The sequence below is a fragment of the Paenibacillus sp. V4I9 genome, from assembly GCF_030817295.1.
Taxonomy (GTDB): domain Bacteria; phylum Bacillota; class Bacilli; order Paenibacillales; family NBRC-103111; genus Paenibacillus_E.
Genome location: NZ_JAUSZE010000001.1, coordinates 3,619,460 through 3,632,458 on the forward strand (window position 1 = coordinate 3,619,460; position 12,999 = coordinate 3,632,458).

Annotated in this window: 18 protein-coding genes; 6 read left to right on the top strand and 12 right to left on the bottom strand. The window is 39.9% G+C overall.

Features of this window, described 5'->3' with window-relative positions; genetic code table 11:
• Positions 1–5 precede the first annotated feature (5 nt).
• The 5 genes from QFZ81_RS16905 to QFZ81_RS16925 all read right to left on the bottom strand — a co-directional run bounded on the left by QFZ81_RS16905 (position 6) and on the right by QFZ81_RS16925 (position 3,985).
• Positions 6–677 (bottom strand): DUF2642 domain-containing protein, encoded by a 672-nt coding sequence (locus QFZ81_RS16905; RefSeq protein WP_307603686.1) that lies wholly within the window; start codon positions 675–677, stop codon positions 6–8.
• A 29-nt stretch (positions 678–706) separates the two neighbouring features.
• Positions 707–2,053 (bottom strand): arsenic transporter, encoded by a 1,347-nt coding sequence (locus tag QFZ81_RS16910; protein WP_307442443.1) that lies wholly within the window; start codon positions 2,051–2,053, stop codon positions 707–709.
• A 58-nt stretch (positions 2,054–2,111) separates the two neighbouring features.
• Positions 2,112–2,267, bottom strand: coding sequence for a hypothetical protein (locus QFZ81_RS16915; protein WP_307442442.1), 156 nt, complete (start codon positions 2,265–2,267; stop codon positions 2,112–2,114).
• Positions 2,268–2,461: 194 nt separating this feature from the next.
• Positions 2,462–3,514 (bottom strand): CotH kinase family protein, encoded by a 1,053-nt coding sequence (locus tag QFZ81_RS16920; protein WP_307442441.1) that lies wholly within the window; start codon positions 3,512–3,514, stop codon positions 2,462–2,464.
• A 66-nt stretch (positions 3,515–3,580) separates the two neighbouring features.
• Positions 3,581–3,985 carry a hypothetical protein gene (locus QFZ81_RS16925; RefSeq protein ID WP_307442440.1) on the bottom strand — a complete coding sequence of 135 codons (405 nt, stop codon included), beginning with the start codon at positions 3,983–3,985 and terminating at the stop codon, positions 3,581–3,583.
• A 287-nt stretch (positions 3,986–4,272) separates the two neighbouring features.
• Between QFZ81_RS16925 and QFZ81_RS16930 the strand changes: the two genes are divergently transcribed.
• From QFZ81_RS16930 to QFZ81_RS16945, 4 genes are all read left to right on the top strand, one after another.
• Entirely contained in the window at positions 4,273–4,818 is a 546-nt protein-coding gene (locus tag QFZ81_RS16930) for a DUF2642 domain-containing protein (RefSeq protein ID WP_307442439.1), read from the top strand.
• A 166-nt stretch (positions 4,819–4,984) separates the two neighbouring features.
• Positions 4,985–5,683, top strand: a complete 699-nt coding sequence (locus QFZ81_RS16935) for a DUF2642 domain-containing protein (protein ID WP_307449702.1) — start codon at positions 4,985–4,987, stop codon at positions 5,681–5,683.
• A 94-nt stretch (positions 5,684–5,777) separates the two neighbouring features.
• Positions 5,778–6,239: an alpha/beta fold hydrolase gene (locus tag QFZ81_RS16940; protein ID WP_307442438.1), complete on the top strand. Its 462-nt coding sequence runs from the start codon at positions 5,778–5,780 to the stop codon at positions 6,237–6,239.
• Between the two features lie 10 nt (positions 6,240–6,249).
• A complete protein-coding gene (locus QFZ81_RS16945) occupies positions 6,250–6,597 on the top strand; it encodes a hypothetical protein (RefSeq protein ID WP_307442437.1) in 348 nt (115 codons plus the stop codon).
• Between the two features lie 66 nt (positions 6,598–6,663).
• Here the strand turns inward: QFZ81_RS16945 and QFZ81_RS16950 are convergent, their stop codons facing one another.
• The 5 genes from QFZ81_RS16950 to QFZ81_RS16970 form a co-directional block, all read right to left on the bottom strand.
• On the bottom strand, positions 6,664–6,822 hold the full coding sequence (locus QFZ81_RS16950) for an aspartyl-phosphate phosphatase Spo0E family protein (RefSeq protein WP_307442436.1): 159 nt from the start codon (positions 6,820–6,822) through the stop codon (positions 6,664–6,666).
• Between the two features lie 128 nt (positions 6,823–6,950).
• Positions 6,951–8,321 (bottom strand): PDZ domain-containing protein, encoded by a 1,371-nt coding sequence (locus QFZ81_RS16955; protein ID WP_307603688.1) that lies wholly within the window; start codon positions 8,319–8,321, stop codon positions 6,951–6,953.
• Between the two features lie 157 nt (positions 8,322–8,478).
• Positions 8,479–9,240: a phosphoribosylformimino-5-aminoimidazole carboxamide ribotide isomerase gene (gene hisA / locus QFZ81_RS16960; RefSeq protein WP_307442432.1), complete on the bottom strand. Its 762-nt coding sequence runs from the start codon at positions 9,238–9,240 to the stop codon at positions 8,479–8,481.
• A gap of 660 nt (positions 9,241–9,900) precedes the next feature.
• Positions 9,901–10,374: a hypothetical protein gene (locus QFZ81_RS16965; protein WP_307442429.1), complete on the bottom strand. Its 474-nt coding sequence runs from the start codon at positions 10,372–10,374 to the stop codon at positions 9,901–9,903.
• A gap of 15 nt (positions 10,375–10,389) precedes the next feature.
• A complete protein-coding gene (locus QFZ81_RS16970) occupies positions 10,390–10,698 on the bottom strand; it encodes a hypothetical protein (protein ID WP_029198301.1) in 309 nt (102 codons plus the stop codon).
• Between the two features lie 295 nt (positions 10,699–10,993).
• Here QFZ81_RS16970 and QFZ81_RS16975 point away from each other — a divergent pair, with 295 nt between their 5' ends.
• On the top strand, positions 10,994–11,293 hold the full coding sequence (locus QFZ81_RS16975) for a hypothetical protein (RefSeq protein WP_307442425.1): 300 nt from the start codon (positions 10,994–10,996) through the stop codon (positions 11,291–11,293).
• A 17-nt stretch (positions 11,294–11,310) separates the two neighbouring features.
• Here QFZ81_RS16975 and QFZ81_RS16980 read toward each other — a convergent pair whose 3' ends face one another.
• Positions 11,311–11,823 (bottom strand): DUF6886 family protein, encoded by a 513-nt coding sequence (locus tag QFZ81_RS16980; RefSeq protein WP_307442424.1) that lies wholly within the window; start codon positions 11,821–11,823, stop codon positions 11,311–11,313.
• A 142-nt stretch (positions 11,824–11,965) separates the two neighbouring features.
• On the opposite strand from QFZ81_RS16980, the gene QFZ81_RS16985 reads away from it, so the two are divergent.
• Positions 11,966–12,634, top strand: a complete 669-nt coding sequence (locus QFZ81_RS16985) for a phosphatase PAP2 family protein (RefSeq protein ID WP_307442422.1) — start codon at positions 11,966–11,968, stop codon at positions 12,632–12,634.
• A 31-nt stretch (positions 12,635–12,665) separates the two neighbouring features.
• Here QFZ81_RS16985 and QFZ81_RS16990 read toward each other — a convergent pair whose 3' ends face one another.
• Complete coding sequence (locus QFZ81_RS16990; protein WP_307442420.1) at positions 12,666–12,857, bottom strand: hypothetical protein; 192 nt, start codon at positions 12,855–12,857, stop codon at positions 12,666–12,668.
• Positions 12,858–12,999 lie beyond the last annotated feature (142 nt).

The window sequence follows — 12,999 nt, forward strand, 5'->3', positions numbered from 1 at the left end:
TGATTTCATTTATTAAAGAGAATGCAATTCTTGATATGTTGAATGTTGTAATGCAGCTTTTTCTCATCGGCCGTGATTAGTTCTGCAAATGGAAGGTCCAGCTTCTGCAGCAAGCCAATTTTGTTGGCATGTAAACCTGAGTCAAAACAGACGATTTCACCTTCCAAATCTTTCAGCAGTTGTTCAAAAGTATTCGGGAGCAAAGCAAAAGATGGATCAGGTGAACTAGGTGTAAATTGAGTTAGTACTTGTGAATAAGGAGTCTGATGGTTTTGATATGGACTAATCCATTTTAGATGAAACAAAGGAATGTACATGATCTGGTAAAGGGGTGAATGAAACACCAAGTAGTCATGAGAAATATGTCTCACATAACCGTGGATTGATTGATTATTATTGATATAAATTTCTACGAAGCGATCGATCGCACTGCTTAAGATTTGGTGGTAGGTGATCTCACCTGTTTGCAAAGTGAGGTCAGGTGGAGAGTCCGTGATCGATTTGTCTAGGTTTAGTGTGATATTTCTAATATGAGCGATAGGAACATATAAGTACTTCTTTTCCATGTAAATGACAATGATATCTGGACCTACATCGATTAGGTAACCAATTTTATCCCCATCCCCAATCAACTCAATCTGAACCATCTTTCCAATATACGTGTTGAAAAACATCATGGTTGATAACCTCCTTATCTAGCATTTTTTTAATAAATCCAGTAAACCCAAAAGGTAAGACATATCAATGTGAATATTAAAGCAGGGGGTATTGTTATAAACGTGACCTTACAGTAATCCTTCCAATTCATTTTCACTTTATGCTGTTTAAGGATATGGAGCCAAATTAGCGAAGCTAGCGTTCCGATAGGCAGTAGCAAAGCCCCTAGATCACTACCAACTACACTGGCTAAGTAGGTTACTTTTAAAGTTAGTGGGTCTAACTCCATACCGGTTAACGTTAGTGTTCCAATCATTAATGCAGGGTGATTATTTACTAACATAGATAGGAGTGTGACTAGTGCTCCCATTAGCAAGCTCCCGTTTAATAAGTCGCCAGAAACTAATGGTTTAAAGGCACTAACAAGCATTTGAGTTAAGCCAATATTATTTAATCCAAATATGATAACGTACATCCCAAAGGCAAACACGAAAATATGCCATGGTGTCTTCTTTACCATATCGATTGGAGATATTTTGAGGTAAAACCAGCGCCAAGCAAGTAGAACAGTTGAACCTAGCACGGCTACGATACTTACAGGTATACCATAATAGGAGGCAATAAATAGACTTACCCGAACCATGAATACGAACAGTAATATATTTCTCATGAATTTTGTTCGATCTTGAATGGCTGGCAGCGTGTTTGGAAGTTTAACGTTGTTTAAGGGATGTTTTCTTGGTCCTATCGCGTTTAATGGTAATTTCTTTGGAAGAATGCGGTAGAAACAGAGGAATAATAGCAATAAAAATACGATTAACCCCAACGTTGATGGGATAAACATCATTAATGTGTGCATATATAAATCCATTCCGACAATTTTGAGCGCAATAAGATTAACAATATTACTAACTCCTATAGGAGCGCTAGAAGCCGTAGCGATTAGCGCACCGGAAAGTAAGTAGGGTATTTTCTGGTGATTTTTTAAACCTAGTTTCTCTAGAACAATGAGTAATATAGGCGTTGTTATCATAATACTGCCATCATTGTTGAAGAATAGAGTCATTAAAAAACAAAGTAGATTAACGTACCAGAATAGACGGATCCCTGATCCTTTGGCTCTAGCCATTAATCCTTCTGCCGCCCATTGGAAGAAACCAAAGCTTTCTAATACAATCGCCATGACGATAGTTGCCATAATCGTGATAGCGGCGTCACTGATGGTATCTATAATTTGAAGTAAATCAGCGAGAGAAACACTTCCGCTTAGAAGGACAAGGATAGCACCTCCCGTTGCGGGGATTGCTTCGTTCATGTCCTTAGGACGCCAAAGAATAAGGATAACAGTCATGACAAATGCAGCTATCGTAAGGGTTACCGTTGCGGAACCAATCATAAATTTTCACCCCGCTTTTTAGAAAAAGTCATCTTACTGTAATTCTGAGTCCTATGTGTCATGCATCTATTCTCTTGATGTAGGCAATTTCCGGTATACTCAAATCTACGGAAGATACATTTTCATAAACGACTTCTATCTCGGGCTGTAAAGGCGGTTTAAGTAAAAAGAAAAGTAGAATCCCTGCAAATATAATGATAAACATGACGACCATTGTCATCCCCTCCCTTCTACCATCTACCACCATCTATCATTAGTAGATACTGATACTGTATGTATACGGGACCTGTACTCATCTTGCTATAAACGGTTACCCCCTCTTTCAAATGTTCCACTCTTGTCTAGTAAAAGAGGAAATGGAACAAATGGAACAACAAAAAAACCAAATGCTATGGAGCATTTGGTTGGCTAAAGCTTTTCCATTTCTTGCTTAATAATTTCCCGCCTTTCCTTAATGTAGTTCATAATGAATTCAGGCTCACCTCTAAATTCCGAATAAGGCCACTTACGATTATGATCATTCAGCATATAAGGGGCTATCGTACCGTGTAAATGTCCAATCATCGGGGATATTTGTTTCCTTGTAAACGATGTACGAAGAATGGAGGTAAGAATTCGTTTATAACGCTGCCTAACACTCTTGAAACTCATCAATTTTTCGGTCAAGGCATTGTAGCCCTTAATTCGTACCAAATCACTGCCGCATACTTTCCCGTAGCAATTTCTCCCCCAAGTACCTTCGTAATCCCAGGGGATGATACGATATAATTTGGAAGGCTTATGACGATAGATCGCATAATTTTGATCAAACCCATCAAAGTTTCCGGTGAAAACGGCTCCTGCTAACCATCGCAAATAATTATCAATATCCAAATGGGATTGCAAGTATTGAGCTAATGGCTTCCCAGACAGTTTATTGATCTTGGAAATGAATGCGCTCAGTTCTTTTCTTTCGGTGCTTAAGCCCATGATTTGCTCGTACCCTTCAAACATCGTCCTCTTATTCCTTTTTGTTTCCGGGTGAAACAGTTCAAAATTGGCATCATCATCCACAGCATAGAATAGGGATTGCGCACTAATCCTCCTTTTCCTGAAGAAGTTTTTATCAACAGCTTCTATTTCTAAATAAACCCCCTGACTCTCTCCATTTAGCTTCAATTCAAAATGCTTCGTTTGTGGACTAGGCACACCAATTCGTTGGAAAAATCGAAATGAGAGCGCATTCCGTATCATCGAAGGATCGTCATACTCCGCATTCAGATGGTAAGTCTTACCTCCGCATACAATTTCATACGATTTCTTCGCATACTCTCGCGTGTGCCCACCCCGATAACGGACTTTAATAGGAAGATGTTTCCCTTTACTAATAAGTACACCGTTTACGAATTGCTTACTCCAAACATCTTCATTCAACTTTCTAAGCTGCTGATCCTGGATTACGATATGTCGAGTCGGTATCATGGCACACCGCCTTTTTACATAATAAAAAGCCTATCTATAGTAGATAGACTTTCATTCTAGATTAATTTATTCGTGATTATGAACGATTGCCACGGCTCTTGTTACCTCTTGTTTTGTTTCCACGAGTCTTGTTGCCCCTTGTTTTGTTTCCACCACTTTTGTTGCCTCTTGTTTTGTCTCCACCACTTTTGTTACCTCTTGTTTTGTCATTTTTTTGGACATTTGTTCTTTCAGTTTTGGTGCCTCTTGTTTTTTCATTTTTTTGAACATTTGTTCTTTCAGTTTTGGTGCCTCTTGTTTTTTCATTTTTTTGGACATTTGTTTTTTCAGTGTTTGTGCCTCTTGTTCTGTCGCTTTTGTTGCCTCTTGTTTTGTCGCATTTGTTACCTCTTGTTTTGTCGCTTTTGTTGCCTCTTGTTTTGTCGCTTTTGTTGCCTCTTGATTTGTCGCAATTACATTTGTTAGATACAATAACCTCCATCTTCAAAACCTCCTTATAGTTTATAGTGCAGTCTATGATAGGAGATTTGAATTGGATAGAGATATTGGTTGATATAGAAAAATTAATTATTAGTAGGTTCGTTCTTTTGGTGGAATTATTGCAAAAATAGATTCTAATCTAGTACCTCATCTCTAACGGATACATATACTTATATTACAAATGAGCAGCAATGACATTGGTACAGGAGGTGAACGCAAACTAGTAACCGCTGCTTATATCCAAACTAAACCACATTCCTGAGAGGGGAAATGACAAAATGAGTTTAAACTATTTAGGTTCATTAATTGGCACTGAGGTTAAAATCAATCGCGGAGGACCTGATTCTATCGTAGGTAGATTACTATCCGTCCATCATGATTATTTAGCAGTCCAAATGAAAGATGGCACTATTGTCTACATCCAATTGCAACATATCAAAAGCATTAGTAGTACGAACAGTAATGTAAGCAGAGGTAACAAAAGTAACAGAGCTCCTCAACGTTTTGAAAATGCGTATACCTTTGAAGGTCTCTTGGGTCAATTGAGATACACAAATGTTCAAATCAACCGCGGTGGCCCTGAGAAAGTTGAAGGTCTTGTTGTACATTCCGGGGATAACATCTTGCTGCTTGTTGTAAATAATGAAATCATCCGTATTCCAATTTTCCATGTTAAAAGTATTAATGCCCTTAACAAAAATAATAGCAAAGGCAACAAATCCGATAGCTCCAATAAAAACAATAAAAGCAACAAAAGCAACAAAGCAACCGCTGCACAAATCGTTGCGATTAAACTTATGTTAAAAAAATACCGCTCTCGTTAAATTTAGTAGAACTTGCTACATGATACCCATATCCTATAACCCCAATCTCGTCGCAGGCGCGCTGATTGCTACGGCATTCAGCGCGCCATTTGGGTTATTTATGTACTAATTCATTAAGGATCAAGCAGTTCTACTAGATTGAAAGGAGGTGCAAACTGTGGAACCTATGACTAAGCTAATTGATAAGCAAGTAGAGATATCGTTATCGGGGATCCAACAACCCTTAAAGGGAGTGCTGCTTGAGGTAGGCAGTGATCTTATCGTGATCTTCAATGAATTTCATTTTTACTATATTCCAATCATCCATTTACAATATTTAAAGCTCGATACCTATGCAAGCTCTTCTTCCATTGACCCACCTACGGAATATCCTTTTGATCTTCAGTCTGCCTCAATCTCTTATCGAAAGATGTTGATGAGCGCTAAAGGGATGTTCGTTGAAATATATATCACGGGCAATCAAAGCATACACGGTTACTTGACCCATATCATGAATGATTATTTCGCCTTCCACTCCCCTGTGTTTCATACGATTTTCATTTCGATGAAGCACGTCAAATATGTGATCCCTTACCATCCTAATACGACACCTTACTCAATGAAAATGGAGCATTTTCTCGTCCAACCTTCTCAAGTTACGTTTTCACGGACGTTTGATCAACAGTTGAAAAAGCTGGAAAGCCAGTTTGTGGTCCTGGATCTTGGAGAAAATCCGAGCAAAATTGGGGTTCTTCATACAGCGGACCATCCTTTTCTCGAGCTTCATACAGCTACCGGGAAATCGATATTGCATAGTGAGCATGTGAAAACGATTCATTTACCTTCTGTTCGCAAAGGCGACAATTTGGGAGGACGCATTTTCTAACGTTGACGTCCAGGTTGGACGTCATTTTGCTTTGTTGTGGCAATTGGGCCTTCTGGGCATACACTAACGCATAAACTTCGAGAGGAAGACCCTGATGACTTATAATTATGAAAACCTGCCGCAACCACTCCAATCTTGGACGTTTCAGCATCCTAACCAACCCCCAGTTCCTCATCCCGTATGGCCTTACATCGCTCAGGCTCCTTGGGCTCAGGATTTAGAACATGATTTCCGTGAAAGAGATCAGCCTCTCACTTTTGTTCTGATTCATGGCTCGTGGGCAGATGTAAGCTTCTGGTCGGGGATTGCTGCTGAATTACGCAAAAAAGGCCATACCGTGTATGTTCCTGAATACCCAGGACATGGCGCTGACCCTAACAAGGCTGCTACACATGCGATGATGACAAAATCCATCGCCGATTACGTAACATCACACAATTTAAAGAACATTATTTTGGTTGGACATAGCTTCGGTGGCAGTTTAGTCCCAGAAAGTAGCAGAGCTTATTCCAGATCGTCTGAAAAGACTCGTTTTTTTGAACGCATTTGTACTTAAAGATGGAGGAATGCTTGCCGATGAATTTCCTCCCCCTATGCAAGCGATGTTTAAGCAGCTCTTAGAAAGCTCTAAGGACAATACAGTGATGCTTCCGTTTCCTTTTTTTAGAGAATCCTTTGCAAATCTAGCAAGTTATACGCAAGCTCAACAACTCTATAAAAAAGTCACACCTGAACCTGCCCAGCCCTTATTCGAAAAGCTTGACTTGAAGAAATTTTACAGCCTGCAAGTACCCAAAAGCTATGTCCATCTGATGGAAGATACGGTTATACCACTTGGCAGTCCAGATTTCGGCTGGCATCCGCATATGTCAAAACCGGCTGGGATTATATCGATTTATTCAAGCACACGGTGATCATATGTCAACAGCACAATTCGAGCCTAAACTTATTGCACGAAAGATCTATGAAGCGTCTCGAGACTAACAAGCTACCAGTATTTGATAAGTATTTAATAATTCGTCCAACTCACCAGATAATCGCAATATGAACTCGGACCGCAGCTCGTACATGTTTCCCGCATGGTTAAGCTCATCTCTTTTAGCTTCTAATTTCTTCTCTATTTCAATTAACGGGTCCATATGCATGACCTCCAATCAATAGTCTATTATTTATATATTTTATACAAATATTGTTAAGGAAATATGAGTTTTGAAACATATACTACAAAAAAGCGCTGTTGTCAAAAAGACAACAAGCGCTTTTTTGGCTAAGAGCAAGTTGACTGACTTTTTTGCTTAGGATTTGAACGCAACCAGTTCAGCATATCGTCAATCGTTTGCACGGGTACAATAAGAAGCCTGGGTGCTCCTCGTCTTGCTTCTGACTCATTTAAAGAGGGAACAAAGAATACATCGGCATCCGTTCTGCTGACGCTATAGGCTTTCTGCTCTAAGCCTCCAACAGGACCGATCGAACCATCGGGCTCCATGGTTCCCGTCCCTGCAACGCGATTGCCATAAGTAACACCGCAAGGTGTAAGCTGATCAATCAATGTTAGTGCCAGCACCGCCCCATGTGAGGGTCCTCCCTCATGCAGTAAATAGTTATGATATTTCACCGGCTCTGGAATATCATATTGCACCTCATTCGCAACTTGAATGCCGAAGGCAGCACGACTCGGATCGTCCGGATTTGCTCGTGTCTTAACCGAAAGACTAACTTGCTGTCCGCCGCGCAGCACCAACACCTTCACCTGATCCCCCGGCTTGGACAATTTCATGCGGGCTGTCAGCTCTTGAACCGTTGTAACGCTATAACCATTTACTTCCACGATTACATCGCTTAGCTGCAAGATACCATTGCTAGGGCTATCTTTCAGAATAGCCGTTATACGAACACCGTGCGAGGTGATCCCTTTACCCTTACCTACTTTCTGATAAGCAATTGCACTACCCGCGGCGTTCGCATCCTCCTTCATCGTACGTACTTCTTGGTTGTACTCTCCCAAAGACATACCGAGATTCTTCGGTTCAAATGAATACTTGGCAAAAAGCTTCGCGTATAGCCAATCGATTGGGAATGCTGGCCGCTCAAAGACAAGCACACCCGAAATTTCTCCATGAACATTTCCCCCATTTGCCTGTGCGTAACGATTCATGTTTAAGGTCAATCCTGGGTAAGTGACCATGGAATTCGTCGGCCAGAACATCACAAGCAATAGTAACAAAGTGGAACCAAACAAAGTTATACTTTGACCAGGGATCTTGCGACGCATCCGTTCATGGAAAAATAAATCTATAAATACTAGTAACCAAGTTATAAGAAAAGTACTCACCGAAATTTCAACCTTTTTCGGAATCGTGAGCAGGATAATTACACTCGCCAAGGAAGCTACGATTATTGCGATACAACGAACGCGAACCCAGACACTTCTTTGCGAGAACATATGCCAGAGTGCTCCAGCCATCCAAATTATAGGAATCAAGGCAAGAGCATAGATCAGCAGATCAATCGCATCTATCCAATAAATCCTTGTACCCAATCGCAAGGGATCTGGCAGCCAAATTAATTCCCCTGTTACAGCTAATATCAGGGCTAAAACCATACCCAAGTAGTAAAGTCTTTGCCAGCGTGCCATCCCTCAAACATCCCCTATTTCACCGAATTGTAAATTTACTCCATTCATTGAACGTACAACTTTAATAATAACGTTTAATCTGACTAACAACAATTGGAGTCGATCATCTAATTAAAAATAGCAGACACCCTAATCATAAGGTATCTGCTGCTTTTAACTAAGTTAACTCGTTCATATATTTCACGACTTCATCATAAGAAAGCTTGCCACCGAAAATGTCTAAGGCACTACCAATGGTGATATCAAGCTTTCCACTGGATAATTCTTTGAAGAGCTCAATATCCGCGAAGGATCTTGCTCCTCCTGCATAGGTAGTAGGAATTACAACCCATTCTGCCAATGTACTGACCAGGCTTTGCTGAATACCGTTTTGTTTGCCCTCTACATCAACAGCGTGAATCAGAAACTCATCACAATATTGTTCCAGAAATCGAATATTTTCTTTATTCAATTCAAAGTTACTCAATTGCTTCCATTGGTTTGTAGCTACGAACCATTTGCCATCCTTCTCTTTACAACTGAGATCTATGACCAAATTGTTTTTCCCTACCTCAGCTACGATTTGTTTGAGATTGTCCATATTCAGCTGCCCATCGCGGAAAATATAGGAGGTCACAACGACGTGTGAGGCACCTTGCTCAAGATAGTAGCTAGCATTCTCCGCATGAATACCACCGCCAATTTGTAAACCGCCGGGATACTCACGCAGCGCGTTCACGGCTTCATCCCTATTCCCGTCACCGAGCATGATGACATGTCCTCCAAGTAGATGATCCCTTTTGAACATCGTGGCATAATAGGTAGAGTCAAAAGAGGAAACAAAATTTTCTATGATTTCCTTTCCCTCCGTACTTAATGTCTCACCTACGATTTGTTTAACTTTACCGTTGTGTAAATCGATACAAGGTCTAAATTTCACGAAAATACCCCCACTAGAATCAATTGCTGCTAGATCAATTTTCCATCAATTATAGCACAAATAGCCCTCTAATGTTGCCCACAATGTCACCTCTATGTTATCGTTATGTGGTTAATAATTCCAATTCGATTTGGAGCTGATCAAATGAACCTATCCGATAAAACCTACAAGAATTTTCCACCGCACTCCTTGAAACTAATTGTCTTGTTTATTAGCTGGTACGGGTTAACTTTTGCGTTCGCAGCCCTATCCTACCCTATTTTTTCAAGTGTTCCTTATGACAGATCTATCACGAAGTCAGGCTTATACTATGGCTTTCTCTTTTCCGTAATACCTTATTTTTCGATAGGCAGTTGGGTTCGGAAACAGTCTTACTCGAACTTAATCTTTGCTTGGTTCTCCCTACTTTTCATTTTATTCATTGATAAATTTGTTATTATTTATATGATTGGAATTTTTGCGAATCTTACATCACTCAGTCATGACTTTTTCTTACAGAACGCATATGATTTAGCTTGTGAAGAACTTCCTTTCTATTGTCATCCGATGATTTACCTTGCATTCGGTACACTTTTAGCAGCCGCTTCTTATTTAACAGCATTCCTAATGAAAGAAAACCCCATCCGTAGATGAGGTTTTCTTGATTTATACCAATAAGATTTACTTTTTGGTGAATCCTTCTTCTGCCAGATACTCTTGAACCTCTTCATAGGTTTCAAAGGCACAGTCTAGATTGCTGCCTGCATAGATATACCATAAATCTTCAACAAAAGTTACGACCAAGACATGGCCGTCTTCATCTATCCAGTGCTCTTCTTGTTGTTCTGTATCCATCTTGGGAAGCTTCTTGGATGTCTTACCTGTTAAAGAATGAATCGACTTCTCGATAATGTCTCGCAGCTCTTCCGCGCTGAAATCACGGATATTGATTAACCCTTTGTTGTCCGTAGCATATCCTTTGATATATTCGGCGTAAACAAATCCATTTCCGTTTGGGTGCAGGTGATAAACAACGGTCTTCTTATCATAAGCACTATCTTCATAATGAAAATTGATCCGTCCAAGTGATACATTTTTCCGCTCTAACTCGGGAAAAGATTCCACGATAGCTAATTTTTCTTCTAAACTAAGCATACAAGCCTCCGTAATTTACTCAATAACCTGGATTTTAAACACGTTCTCCAATTTTCCATCTGATCTTTTTTTCAAAGGCACTTTAATGTCTCTTCCGAGTTCTTTGAAAAAAGTTTCGACATCACACTGTACATTGGAAAGGATAACTTTGAATGAACCGTCTTCGACAATGTTCTGATTAGCTTCTGCAAGGACCTTAACATCTACCGCGTATTTCTTCGTTAACGTGTTGATGTATCGGCTGAAAATTTCAATTAATTCCTCATTGTTAAAATTTTCAATAACCAGTTTTCCCTTGTTCGTAAAATTTAAATGAACGTTCACTTTTAAATGTCCCCTTTTCCTTTAAACCGTTTATTTTCTTGTGGGTAAAAACATGCTGACCGTCTGGTTCTTCCTCATTGAAAAGGATCCAATCCCTTGTTGGCATCGTTGGCACTACATCGATCAAAAAATGCTTCTCTTCTATTTTACTTGTTTTTATGGGTATGAAGCAATACAAAAGCCAAATTCATTTTTTAAAATAAAAAGAAGCAGGTCATTCCCTGCCTCTTCTTGTCTTATATTGTATAATTATAACACACTTTTATGAATTCTAAGCAAAAAGGATGGAATCCCAATGGCCTTTGGCATAAAAAGAGAAGAACTTCAACGATGGAAGGCTGCCGTAAGCCGCGGCGAGATTGCCTTTTTGACTCATTACTGGCTGGATAAACGCTTTGTTGGCATTCGAACCGTCACGAAGGTGGGCTGTTCTGATTTGGATCGGTTAACCAACTGGTGTGTGTCACATGGACTCAACCCGCAATATATTCACTTTAGCCCTTCCTATCCCCACTACGACCTCTTTGGCCCCATGCAAAAGCGAATATTAGAACTCGAGAATAAGTGGGACCAGATAGAGAGATTCAAACTCTAAAAACGTAAAAACTACCTTTACCGCTGCGCATGTTCAAATCGATGAATGCCAAAATCTGAGAGCGTTGAAGCAAGAATGGCTTCTCTGAGTTTAGTTAATCTCGGCGTAAATCTCACTTCAATATTTAATGCCATTAATTGATCTAATAAATGACTAATGGGCAGCATGTCTAATGGTCTGACCGTTTGCTTAGAAATGAAGTAACCAGCGGTTTCGTCAAACCGTTCAAAGCCTTCCCTTGCAAATGTATACCGATATATGGTTGTCTGACTGACCTGTGAATACCAATCGTTCTCCATCACCATGACCGTGTCAGAGAAACTTACTCCAAAAAATAGTCGCTCATCCTCTTCACTCATCGATTCAGACCTCTTGTAAACAATGCGCGGACAATTCCGTGGAACGTAAAAAGTAAAGGCATGCTCAGGGTCTATTGCCCATACAACCGGAGGCATATCTGTACGATTTGCCTTTACTCTCGGGATGAATACCTCAATATCGGGCTCATGGCTAAAATGATATAATTCCATCGGATCACCTCTTCATGATCCATAATTCTAGAAGCATGATGAAATACCTTTATCTAACATTAAGTCTCGTATACATAAATAAACCTTATGCTATACTAAATATTTGTAAACACAAAAAAATTGTAAATATGGAGTACCAGCCATGATCCCAAAACTTAAGATTACGTTCGTCCTCATTCTTTGCATCCTTTCACTTATATGCTTCTCTTTAGTTGCTACCTTCGTTCAGGGCCAACAGATCGCGCAATTCGATCATAATGTGATTACCCTCATTCAAGGTATGGAATCGCCTGGACTCACCTTACTTATGAAAGTATTCACTTTCATAGGTTCAACCCCGATAGTGGTCGTACTTGCCCTCTCTGCCATGCTTTTTCTTTATTTTGTTTTACATCATCGCTTTGAGCTCATTTTCTTTATCATCATAGTTGCTGGTACTGCCATTATTAATGTTCTGCTCAAATTATGTTTTGTTCGTCAAAGACCCGATCTGCATAGACTTATACAAGAAACTGGCTACAGCTTTCCAAGCGGACATTCCATGGAAGCCTTCGCACTTTACGCGTCTCTTGCTTTTCTACTTTGGCGGCATCTCTCTACGAGAATCGGAAGAAGTATCATCATTATACTCTGTGTCGTTATGATCATCCTTATTGGGATAAGTCGGATTTATCTGGGGGTTCATTACCCTAGTGATGTCATTGGCGGATACTTGGCAAGCGGGGTCTATTTCACATTAGGGGTATGGCTTTTTCAATGGTACAAAGAATATCGAGCTTACACCAAGACACTTAAGCAAAAAACCTCCTAACCGTACGCCATCAGTCGTGGAGGAAAATTTGCTAAGTATTCTCGCTAATTTTCCTCAATCTCGTTTCAAATCGACTTATGAAGACAATCGTATACTCGCCAATTGCTGCGATTTGTTCACGGACAAGCCCTGGAAAGTCTGAATGATGGATATCAATATAATCATCCAATTCATTGTACCAGGGCAATAAATTCATTCTGATAATTAACACACGTCTTTTCACCTTCGAATTCCACCTTTACAACGCCATACTAAAGTTTATTCGTATCGCGCTGTTTGTGTCCTAGTTGAATAAGCCAATTATAGTAAGGTTAATCCCCATTTCTTCTATTTCCTATGTAATAGCCCTACAAAAGATAGGGCTA

Bases quoted from the DNA above. Each gene is read 5' to 3' on its own strand.
- QFZ81_RS16905 (WP_307603686.1), bottom strand. From the start codon at position 677: ATGATGTTTTTCAACACGTATATTGGAAAGATGGTTCAGATTGAGTTG.
- QFZ81_RS16910 (WP_307442443.1), bottom strand. From the start codon at position 2,053: ATGATTGGTTCCGCAACGGTAACCCTTACGATAGCTGCATTTGTCATG.
- QFZ81_RS16915 (WP_307442442.1), bottom strand. From the start codon at position 2,267: ATGGTCGTCATGTTTATCATTATATTTGCAGGGATTCTACTTTTCTTT.
- QFZ81_RS16920 (WP_307442441.1), bottom strand. From the start codon at position 3,514: ATGATACCGACTCGACATATCGTAATCCAGGATCAGCAGCTTAGAAAG.
- QFZ81_RS16930 (WP_307442439.1), top strand. From the start codon at position 4,273: ATGAGTTTAAACTATTTAGGTTCATTAATTGGCACTGAGGTTAAAATC.
- QFZ81_RS16935 (WP_307449702.1), top strand. From the start codon at position 4,985: ATGACTAAGCTAATTGATAAGCAAGTAGAGATATCGTTATCGGGGATC.
- QFZ81_RS16940 (WP_307442438.1), top strand. From the start codon at position 5,778: ATGACTTATAATTATGAAAACCTGCCGCAACCACTCCAATCTTGGACG.
- QFZ81_RS16945 (WP_307442437.1), top strand. From the start codon at position 6,250: ATGCTTGCCGATGAATTTCCTCCCCCTATGCAAGCGATGTTTAAGCAG.
- QFZ81_RS16950 (WP_307442436.1), bottom strand. From the start codon at position 6,822: ATGGACCCGTTAATTGAAATAGAGAAGAAATTAGAAGCTAAAAGAGAT.
- QFZ81_RS16955 (WP_307603688.1), bottom strand. From the start codon at position 8,321: ATGGCACGCTGGCAAAGACTTTACTACTTGGGTATGGTTTTAGCCCTG.
- QFZ81_RS16965 (WP_307442429.1), bottom strand. From the start codon at position 10,374: ATGCTTAGTTTAGAAGAAAAATTAGCTATCGTGGAATCTTTTCCCGAG.
- QFZ81_RS16975 (WP_307442425.1), top strand. From the start codon at position 10,994: ATGGCCTTTGGCATAAAAAGAGAAGAACTTCAACGATGGAAGGCTGCC.
- QFZ81_RS16980 (WP_307442424.1), bottom strand. From the start codon at position 11,823: ATGGAATTATATCATTTTAGCCATGAGCCCGATATTGAGGTATTCATC.
- QFZ81_RS16985 (WP_307442422.1), top strand. From the start codon at position 11,966: ATGATCCCAAAACTTAAGATTACGTTCGTCCTCATTCTTTGCATCCTT.